Origin of the sequence: Mesorhizobium sp. M4A.F.Ca.ET.020.02.1.1 (assembly GCF_004022645.1) — a bacterium.
In the GTDB taxonomy this organism is placed as follows: Bacteria; Pseudomonadota; Alphaproteobacteria; order Rhizobiales; family Rhizobiaceae; genus Mesorhizobium.
Map to the genome: position 1 here is coordinate 1 of NZ_RZOI01000171.1, position 9,504 is coordinate 9,504.

A 9,504-nucleotide genomic window follows, 5' to 3' on the forward strand; every position below is an offset into this window, starting at 1 on the left:
CAGCCAATGGGCACTGTCGTTGACTTCCGTTCAGGCCGCTCGGGGCTCGGCGCGATGGACGATGATGGCTTGACCCACGTCGAACTAACGTGGGTTGAGAAGAAGATCGAGTCCTGGATCCGCTTCGGTTCGGTCGCTCAGGAGAAGGTCCTCGACCGCCACCGGCGCATTGTTTCGTTTCGTCCTGGCGCCGTCTTTGCCTTCGTTCGCTGGGCCGCGAACGACTTCGGCACGATCATTTCCCGTGTCGATATCGTGCGCGTCGTTGGCGAGGGCGAAGCCCACCAGACGCTGCCTTTCGTGCGACCCGGCGGCGACATCCTGCTCAGGTCCGAGGGCTGGCCCAAGGTGGAGCGGGTGTTGCAAACGATCGATGGCATCGAGCAACTCGGCATCGATCCGCAAGCGGTCTCAGCCGATCACTGGCGGCATGTCCACAACCGATTGACGGCCGCACAGGAGCCACGCGCCTATACGCTGGATCTTCACCGCGCCCATTTGCTCCGCCGGCGGGTTCAGCCATGACGCGGCCCGTAATTTTCGTGGCGACCGCGTTGGCGACCACGGCCATGCTCTTTCCCGCGGCTACCGCGACGTCGCCAAGGTTCATCTGGAATGCTTCAGCCAGCACGCCAATCGGCCTGTACCTGATCGACGGCGGCGTGCCGTTCTCGGCAACCGATCTCGTTGCCATAGAGGCACCCGAACCGCTCGCAACATTGCTTGCCGACCGCGGCTATCTGCCGAAGGGCGTGCTGTTGCTCAAGCACGTCGTTGCAGTTTCTGGCCAGACCGTGTGTCGGAAAGGGCTCACCATTTCCGCGGATGGCACCGAAGTCGGCACGGCGCTCAAACGCGATCGCGCCGGTCGCGATCTGCCAGATTGGCAGGGCTGCCGGCCCATTCCCGTCGGCGCCGTCTTCCTGATGAACAGTCAAGTCCGTGACAGCTTCGACGGACGTTACTTCGGCCTCCTTCCCATAGATCACATCGTCGGCCGCGCGGTTCCCCTGTGGACGGATGAGCAGGGCGACGGCCGCTTCCAATGGCGCGCGTCCGCGCGGTGAGCGCGCCACCGGCGGCGCCTTCCGTGCCGTTGGATCGTCACCGCACCCATCAAGACAGGAGACAGGACATGCCACAGATCGGAGAGTTTATCCGCCATCAGACGGGGTATTCAGGTCGAATCCGCACGCTCAGCCTCAATCTCGAGGTTGCGATCGTCGTGGCGGAAGCGAGCGATGCGGACAATGCGCCCGACTATCGTGTGCACGCTGGCGCAGAAGACGGCACCGCGATCGGCGCCGGTTGGAGACACTCGAGCGAAAAGGCCGGCGAGTTCGTAACGCTGCAGTTAGATGACCCGACTTTCGCGCAGCCGATCCGCGCCTATCTGTTCCAGAACGGCGACGACAACAAGTCCTGGTCCTTGCAATGGTCGCGCCCGCGTGAGCGCGCAGAGAAGGACAGGTGATGTCCGCGCGCCGTCGGTCGACGACCCAACCGGGAGCGCCCGCATCGCCTCGCACGTGCAGGCGCAGAACTCTTGGCGTGCTTGGCGGGCTCAGCATCCTATGCCTGGTTTCCGCGCATGCCCTGGCGCAGAGCCCGACAGTCGACTTGCCGTCGGCGCGCAAACTCTATGACGTCCACATCGCGGAAGCGGCGAGGCGCTTTCGCCTTCCGCCCGCGTGGATCCGCGCCGTTCTCATCGCCGAAAGCGCCGGCGACCAACGCGCCATATCGCGCAAGGGCGCCATGGGTCTGATGCAGATTGTGCCTGATACCTGGTTCGGCCTGCGCGACAGGTACCGGCTGGGCCGCGATCCCTACGATCCGCACGACAACATCATCGCAGGCTCGGCCTATATCCGCGAACTGCTCGACCGCTACGGATCGCCCGGCTGGATCGCCGCCTACAACGCCGGTCCCGGACGCTACGAGGCCTCACTGCAAGGCAGGCGGCTGCCTCGCGAAACGCGCGCCTATGTCACCGTCGTTACATCCGCCATCGGCAATGACGGCGCAGGGGAAGCTGTTGGTCCGGCAGTCCCGACCCAGCACAACTGGAAGCTGGCATCGCTCTTCGTTGTGCAGCCGGGCGATCGGGTCGGCGACCGTTCGCTGCAACTGAGGCGTTTCCGCGATGATGGTTCGGAGGCTGTGCCCAAGGCAAGACGGGCTGACGCCGAACCTCGCTCAACTGGCGTCTTCGTGCCCAGAGCGAGTGAAAGGTCCGCGCAATGAGCCGCGTGAGCGCTTTTCGCATCATCTCGTGCTCCGGCGTAGCAAGGCGAGCGGAGAGGGGAGAGGCAAGCAACACAACCGAGGGATGGCTAGATAAAAGCCCGCACATTGTGTGCTGGCCGGTCGGTTGGTTTTTGGGGATTTTCAGGTGCCCTGCGCACATTGCGGTCATTCGGCGCAATGTGCGTCGAATCCCCAAGGCTTTGTATCGGCATCCTCTTTTCCACGTTGCAGGACAACGCCATGGCCGATGAGCGCGAGCTTCGCATCCGACCGGGGCGAATACGCACCAACCGCGATCAGGCCGTGCGGCCGTTCATCGCCCAGGCCTTGGCGGCGGCGAAGAAAGCTGGTGGAAGCATCTCCCGCACCGGTCAAATCAGCCCTGGCAACCGATCGCGCTTCGGCCGGGGCCGGATCGCCAACATCCAGGCCAACCGCCTGCTGACCGGTCGCTCGCGCGTCACGGTCATCAAGACCCGCGTCGTTCGTCACTCGGCGCGTGGCGTGCCGCTCACCGCACACCTTTCCTACCTGCAACGCGAGGGCGTGACCCGTGACGGGGAAAAGGCCCGCATGTTCAGCCCCGAGACCGATGACACCAGCGTCAAGGTGTTTGCCGAGCGCTGTGATGGCGACCGACACCATTTCCGCTTCATCGTCTCGCCAGAGGATGCGCCGGAGATGTCCGACCTCAGATCCTTCACCCGCGACCTTATGCGGCATATGGAGAAGGATCTCGGCACGAAGCTCGATTGGGTCGCGGCGGACCATTGGAACACCGACAATCCCCATATCCACGTCATCCTGCGTGGACGCACAGGTGACGGGCAAGATCTGGTCATCTCACGCGACTACATCAAGGAAGGGATGCGCGCCCGAGCCGCCGATCTCGTTACCCAGGAACTGGGCCCTCGGTCGGATCTCGACATCCGCCGCAATCTGCAGCGGCAGATCGAAGCCGAACGCTGGACCCAGCTTGATCGTCAACTGCGCCGCGACATGTCGCGCACCGGCACCATCGATCTTACCCCAAGTGCCTATAGGCCGACCGACGAGTATCACGTGCAAAAGGTCGGCCGCCTGCGCAAGCTCGAAGCCCTTGGTCTTGCCGATCAAGTTGCCCAAGGTCAATGGGTGATTGACGACAGGGCCGAGACGACCCTGCGCGCGCTCGGCGAGCGTGGCGACATCATCAAACGAATGCACCGCGCCTTGACCGAGCGCGGGATCGAGCGCGGGTCGGGCGGTTATGTCTTGGCCGCCGAAAGCCTCGATACACCCATTGTCGGGCGGCTGCTCGATCGCGGTCTCGACGACGAGCTGAGCGGCACAGCCTACGCCGTCGTCGACGGTGTCGACGGACGCACGCACCACATCAGACTTGGCGATCTGGAGGCAATTGGGGACGGCCCGCCAGGGTCGATCGTCGAATTGCGCAGCTTCGAAGATGCGAGGGGCCGGCGCAGGGTTGCACTCGCCGTCCGCTCCGACCTCGGCCTGCATGAGCAGATCACGGCAGCTGGGGCGACCTGGCTCGACAGGCAAGCCATCGCTCGCGAGCCCGCCGCCTTGAGCGCAGGTGGCTTCGGCGCCGAGGTTCACGAGGCTTTGGATCAGCGGGCCGATCACCTCATCAGCGAAGGCCTTGCGAAGCGTTTGGGTGCGCGCGTTGTTTTCAACAGCAACCTGATCGAGACATTGCGCCGCCGAGAACTCGAACTGGTCGGTGCAAAGATCGCGGCCGAGTCCGGACAGCCGTTCAACCGTCCTGCCAGTGGAGCCTATGTCGCCGGCATCTATCGCCAGCGCTTGTCGCTTGCGTCAGGCCGCTTTGCCATGGTCGACGACGGCCTTGGCTTTCAACTCGTGCCTTGGACGCCCTCCCTCGAAAAACATCTCGGCCAGCATGTCTCCGGTGTCTCACGTGATGGCGGAGGTGTTGACTGGAGCTTTGGCCGCAAGCGGGGGCTTGGCCTCTAAGGACACAAGAAGGGATCATGCCATGTCCGCCACCAAAATCCTCTGGGGCCAGATACTCACGGTCGTCCTGATCGTCCTGTTGACGATCTGGACAGCGACGCAATGGACCGCGTGGAGGCTGGGCTACCAGGCGCAACTCGGGCCGCCCTGGTTCGATCTGGCCGGCCTGCCCATCTACTATCCGCCTTCCTTGTTCTGGTGGTGGTACTTTTACGACGCCTACGCTCCGAATGTTTTCGTGGAAGGCGGACTGATCGCCGTGTCCGGAGGCTTCCTCTCGATCATTGTTGCGATCGGCATGTCGGTTTGGCGGGCGCGTGAAGTCAAAAATGTCTTCACCTACGGTTCGGCTCGATGGGCCGGCAGGAGAGAAGTGGAGGCGGCTGGCCTGCTTGGTGCTGACGGCGTCGTGCTCGGGCGCTACGATCTCCACTACCTGCGCCACGACGGACCCGAGCATGTTCTGTGCTTTGCTCCGACCCGTTCGGGGAAGGGTGTCGGCCTGGTGGTGCCTTCGCTGTTTGCCTGGCCGGGTTCCGCGATCGTCCACGACATCAAGGGTGAGAACTGGCAGCTCACCGCCGGTTTCCGCGCACTGCACGGTCGCGTGCTGCTCTTCGATCCCACCAATTCGAGATCCTCGGCCTACAATCCACTCCTCGAGGTCCGCCGCGGCGAATGGGAGGTTCGCGATGTCCAGAACATCGCCGACATTCTGGTCGATCCGGAAGGTAGCCTCGAGAAGCGCAACCATTGGGAAAAGACCAGTCACGCGTTGCTGGTCGGCGCGATCCTTCACGTCCTTTATGCCGAGAAGGACAAGACGCTCGCCGGCGTTGCCGCCTTCCTCTCCGATCCGAAGCGTCCGATCGAGTCTACGCTGGCGGCGATGATGCGAACCGCGCATCTCGGTGAACCCGGCCCGCATCCGGTCATCGCCAGTGCTGCGCGCGAACTGCTCAACAAATCCGACAACGAGCGCTCCGGCGTGCTATCCACCGCCATGTCCTTCCTCGGCCTCTATCGCGATCCCGTCGTCGCCGAGGTGACAAGGCGCTGCGACTGGCGGATCGCCGACATCGTCGGCGGCAAGCAACCGGCGACGCTCTACCTGGTCGTGCCGCCGTCCGACATCAATCGGACCAAGCCGCTCATACGCCTCATCCTCAACCAGATCGGACGTCGCCTGACCGAGGACCTGCATACCAGGACCAGCCGCCACCGGTTGCTGCTTATGCTGGATGAGTTTCCAGCGCTCGGCCGCCTCGACTTCTTCGAGAGCGCGCTGGCCTTCATGGCAGGCTATGGGCTGAAGAGCTTTCTGATCGCTCAGTCGCTGAATCAGATCGAAAAGGCTTACGGCCCGAATAACTCCATCCTCGACAACTGTCATGTTCGCGTCAGCTTCGCGACCAACGACGAAAGAACCGCCAAGCGTGTCTCCGACGCGCTGGGCACAGCGACGGAGATGCGGGCAATGAAGAACTATGCTGGTCACCGGCTGTCGCCTTGGCTCGGGCATCTCATGGTGTCGAGGCAAGAGACCGCCCGCCAGTTGCTGACCCCTGGAGAGGTCATGCAGCTTCCACCGACCGACGAGATCGTGATGGTGGCGGGTGTGCCGCCGATCAGAGCCCAGAAGGCGCGTTACTATGAGGATGTTCGCTTCAAGGAGCGCGTCCTGCCGCCACCTGAACTGGTGCGTCCAGAAGGAAGGCATCCCGATGATTGGAGCCACCTGCCGGTCCTGGCCGGCCAAGAGGCCGCCGCTCCCCCAGGCTCGCCGCGACAGGACGATGAAGATCCGACTGGATCAGAGCAGCGTCAACAGCCCGAACTCAATCGCGCGCCGCCAGCCGAGAAGACGGTCTCGACCGAGAACGAGTTCGAGATCGACCCGGTCGACGATGGCGACGATGATGCCGTCAGCAATCGACGCCTGGCCCGCCTCGTAGAGGGCGTGGCACGGCAGGTTTCCCTGGACCCCGATGATGGCATGGAGTTGTAGCCGCCATGACCGCTCGCCAGAAGAAAGTGCAGATCTCCGTCTATCTCGATCCGCCCCTCATGACGATGCTTCAGGACTATGCGGCGCGACGCGATCAATCCCAGTCCATGATAGCCGAAGCCGCGATCGCTTCGTTCCTGTCGCCCGATGCGGATGAGCGTCGCGAGGCCGCGATCACCAAGCGCCTCGACCAGGTCGACCGCCGCCTGGCCAGGCAGGAACGCGATAGCGGCATCGCGGTCGAGACCTTGGCCGTGTTCGTCCGCTTTTGGTTGGCGACTACGCCCGCCCTGCCGGAGCCAGCAGCACAGGCTGCGCGATCCAAGGCAGCGGAACGCTACGAGGCCTTTGTCACTGCCCTGGGCCGGCGGCTGGCGAAGGGGCCGAAGCTGCGGCAGGAGATTTCGGAGGATGTCGATCCGAAAGAATCCGGCGGGGTTTAGGCGCATCACTTTGCGTTGTCGGCGGGTGTCCAGCTAATGACAGATGTGTTTACATTTTTTCCATAATGCGGCGATAATCGCCGCAAATTCCAATTGTTGTAAACCAATGGCGATCATGATAGTTTATAAAAATGGAAAATTGCGGCGATCATCGCCGCGTATGCGGAAATCTACAAACCATGCCAACGAATGCTGATCGCCGAGCGCTGCTTCAAACCCTGCTACCAGAGGGGCTTCCGGTAACGAAGCAATGGCTAAAGAAGCAAAGCCCGCAATTTGATCGTCATGCAGTGGATAATCTGCTCAAAAGCAACCAGCTCAGATCGCTGGCGCCGGGCGTCTATGTGCGGCCCGGCACTCATTTGACCTGGCAAGGCGTGGTGGCCGCCTTGGAGAGCATATTCGGCAGGGATCTTAGTGTCGGCGGGCTGACCGCGCTCGAGCTGCAGGGATTTGCGCATTACCTGCCGCTGTCGCGCCAAAGGACAGTGCATCTTTACAGTAAGGCCGCTTTGCCGGCCTGGCTGAACCATGCGATACCGACCGTAAAATTCATACGCCACAACGGCCTTCCCTCGCTTTTGGGATTAGGGCTCGTCCACCGCGAATATGATCCGGTCGAGCGCACGCTTGTAGATGTGCAAGCTCCGGGCCGGCAGCAGGATTTTTGGTCTGTCACCTTATCATCGCCCGAAAGGGCCTATCTGGAGGTGCTGATGGATGTTCCGGAGACGGTCTCGTTCGAGCACGCCAATCAACTGCTTCAGGGGATGACGACGCTTTCGCCACGGCGCATGGAGCAGCTTTTGCGCAAGTGCACCAGCGTCAAGGTTCGCCGCCTGTTCTACTGGATGGCCGAGCGCAATAATTATGCATGGTTCAAGAAGCTGCCCGCTCCCAAAGCGCTCGATGCGCTCGGCCTTGGTAGCGGCAACAGGGTTCTGGCCAAGGACGGCAGACTCGATTCAAAATATCGCATAACCATCCCGGAGGAGATGTGGACAGCACCAGCCCTTACTACGGACAAGTCCGCCTCCTGACCCGCATCCTGCCACTGGTGGCAGTCGAGAAATCGTTTGCGCTGAAAGGCGGCACCGCCATCAATCTCTTTGTCCGCGACCTGCCGCGCCTCTCCGTCGACATCGACCTTGTCTATCTGCCGATGGATGATCGCGACACGGCATTGAAAAACGTGGCGGAGGCGCTTGCCCGCATCGCGGACGCGATCAGCGCCGCGATGCCCGGAACCGAAATCATTCGCTCCTTCGAGCAACAGGCCGATGCGTTGCGCCTCTTCATTTCGCAGGGCGCCGACCGAATCAAGATCGAGCTCTCCCCGGTGCTACGCGGGTCCGTGCTTCCAGAGGAATTGCGCGAAGTATCGCCGGCGGTCGAAGAGCAGTTCGGCTATGTCGAAATGCAACTGCTGTCTTTTCCGGACCTGTATGCCGGAAAAATCTGTGCCGCACTCGACCGGCAGCATCCGCGGGATCTTTTTGACGTGAAGCTGCTCCTTGAAAGCGAGGGCCTCACCGAGGATCTGGTCAGGACCTTTCTGGCTTACCTCATCAGCCACAACCGGACGATGGCAGAACTGTTGCAACCCACCCGCAAGAACATAGCCGGCATCTACGAAGGGGAATTCGTCCGTATGTCCCAGGTCGAAGTCAGCCTCGACGAACTCCTCACCGTTCGCGAACGACTGGTCAGCGACCTCAACAGGGCTTTGACCGACAATCAGCGCAAATTTCTTATATCGTTCAAAGCCAATCGACCGGATTGGAGCCTGCTCGATGTCGTGGGCGCCGACAGGCTTCCCGCGGTCCGCTGGAAGCTGCACAATCTGGAACGCATGCCGCGAGAGAGGCAGCGTGCGGCGTATGACAATCTGGAGCGCGTGCTCGGCCTCGGTTCCAGTTGAAGTCGAGCAAGATTTGCCGCTCGACGCATTCCCTATCGACGGCAACCAAGGCCATCCTCGAGGTCGGAGGGCCGCGGTTCGGTTCAACACCGAGGCTCATCATTGCAGCCCTTCTTCTGTCATCTGCACGCGCACTATACGCACTCGCGTATAGAGCGCCTTTATACGCGATTGCGTATAAATGGCGGTTATGGGCTATCGCTGATGAATCTAGCGACGGATGCGCAATCCCCCGCGTCGGTGTCCTCTCCTTAAGATCGGCAATAACAGGCGCGGCTCGCGGCGACGTGAGTTGTGGGGAGCCCGGTTTACCGATCCGACCCCGATCGCTCTCCGATCAACGAGAAAAGGCAGCCGCACCGCCGCTCTCCTGTAATTACACGCCACGCTACTACGCCTCGATATACTTGTTGAAGCGAACCGATATCCGGTTCTCTTAGTCATCCCCGAGCGGGGACCATCCGAGTTGTCCCCAACGGAAAGACGGGGACGAGATGACGGTTTCGCAAAACAATAGCGAAGGACGCGCCCGCAGCTCGCGCATGCTGCGCACGGCGCTCGGAGCCGAAATAGCACGGCTGCTGGACGATCCCGTGGTCGTCGAAGTCATGCTGAATCCCGACGGCCGGATTTGGGTGGACCGCCTCACCGAAGGTCTGGCCGAGACGGGGAAGGTGCTGTCTGCCGCCGATGGCGAGCGCATCGTGCGCCTGGTGGCTCATCACGTCGGCGCGGAAGTGCATCCGCGCTCTCCACGGATCTCTGCCGAATTGCCCGAAACCGGAGAACGGTTCGAAGGACTGCTGCCGCCGGTCGTCGCCGCGCCGGCCTTCGCCATCCGCAAGCCAGCTGTCGCGATCTTCACACTCGAAGACTACGTGGCGGCTGGCGTTATGACAGAC

9 protein-coding genes and 1 pseudogene are annotated in these 9,504 nt (G+C 62.0%); all 10 read left to right on the forward strand.

Features of this window, described 5'->3' with window-relative positions; translation table 11 throughout:
• Window positions 1-6 precede the first annotated feature (6 nt).
• Window positions 7-525, forward strand: coding sequence for a DUF2840 domain-containing protein (locus EN742_RS13520; protein WP_127405160.1), 519 nt, complete (start codon window positions 7-9; stop codon window positions 523-525).
• Complete coding sequence (locus EN742_RS13525; protein WP_128332902.1) at window positions 522-1,067, forward strand: S26 family signal peptidase; 546 nt, start codon at window positions 522-524, stop codon at window positions 1,065-1,067. Before EN742_RS13520 ends, EN742_RS13525 begins: the two co-directional genes overlap by 4 nt.
• Window positions 1,046-1,474: a DUF736 domain-containing protein gene (locus tag EN742_RS13530; RefSeq protein WP_348632858.1), complete on the forward strand. Its 429-nt coding sequence runs from the start codon at window positions 1,046-1,048 to the stop codon at window positions 1,472-1,474. Before EN742_RS13525 ends, EN742_RS13530 begins: the two co-directional genes overlap by 22 nt.
• Before the next feature lie 77 nt (window positions 1,475-1,551).
• Complete coding sequence (locus EN742_RS13535) at window positions 1,552-2,247, forward strand: lytic transglycosylase domain-containing protein (protein WP_348628216.1); 696 nt, start codon at window positions 1,552-1,554, stop codon at window positions 2,245-2,247.
• A gap of 243 nt (window positions 2,248-2,490) precedes the next feature.
• Complete coding sequence (locus EN742_RS13540; RefSeq protein WP_128332903.1) at window positions 2,491-4,230, forward strand: VirD2 family relaxase/mobilization nuclease; 1,740 nt, start codon at window positions 2,491-2,493, stop codon at window positions 4,228-4,230.
• Window positions 4,231-4,252: 22 nt separating this feature from the next.
• Window positions 4,253-6,238: a conjugal transfer protein TraG gene (locus EN742_RS13545; protein ID WP_128332904.1), complete on the forward strand. Its 1,986-nt coding sequence runs from the start codon at window positions 4,253-4,255 to the stop codon at window positions 6,236-6,238.
• A 5-nt stretch (window positions 6,239-6,243) separates the two neighbouring features.
• Entirely contained in the window at window positions 6,244-6,681 is a 438-nt protein-coding gene (locus EN742_RS13550) for a CopG family transcriptional regulator (RefSeq protein WP_128332905.1), read from the forward strand.
• Between the two features lie 179 nt (window positions 6,682-6,860).
• Window positions 6,861-7,721, forward strand: a complete 861-nt coding sequence (locus tag EN742_RS13555) for a type IV toxin-antitoxin system AbiEi family antitoxin domain-containing protein (protein ID WP_189375310.1) — start codon at window positions 6,861-6,863, stop codon at window positions 7,719-7,721.
• Window positions 7,679-8,602 carry a nucleotidyl transferase AbiEii/AbiGii toxin family protein gene (locus tag EN742_RS13560; protein ID WP_128332907.1) on the forward strand — a complete coding sequence of 308 codons (924 nt, stop codon included), beginning with the start codon at window positions 7,679-7,681 and terminating at the stop codon, window positions 8,600-8,602. The genes EN742_RS13555 and EN742_RS13560 overlap by 43 nt, the downstream gene beginning before the upstream one ends.
• 494 nt (window positions 8,603-9,096) lie before the next feature.
• A pseudogene (locus EN742_RS13565) lies at window positions 9,097-9,504 on the forward strand (Flp pilus assembly complex ATPase component TadA); the annotation flags it as partial.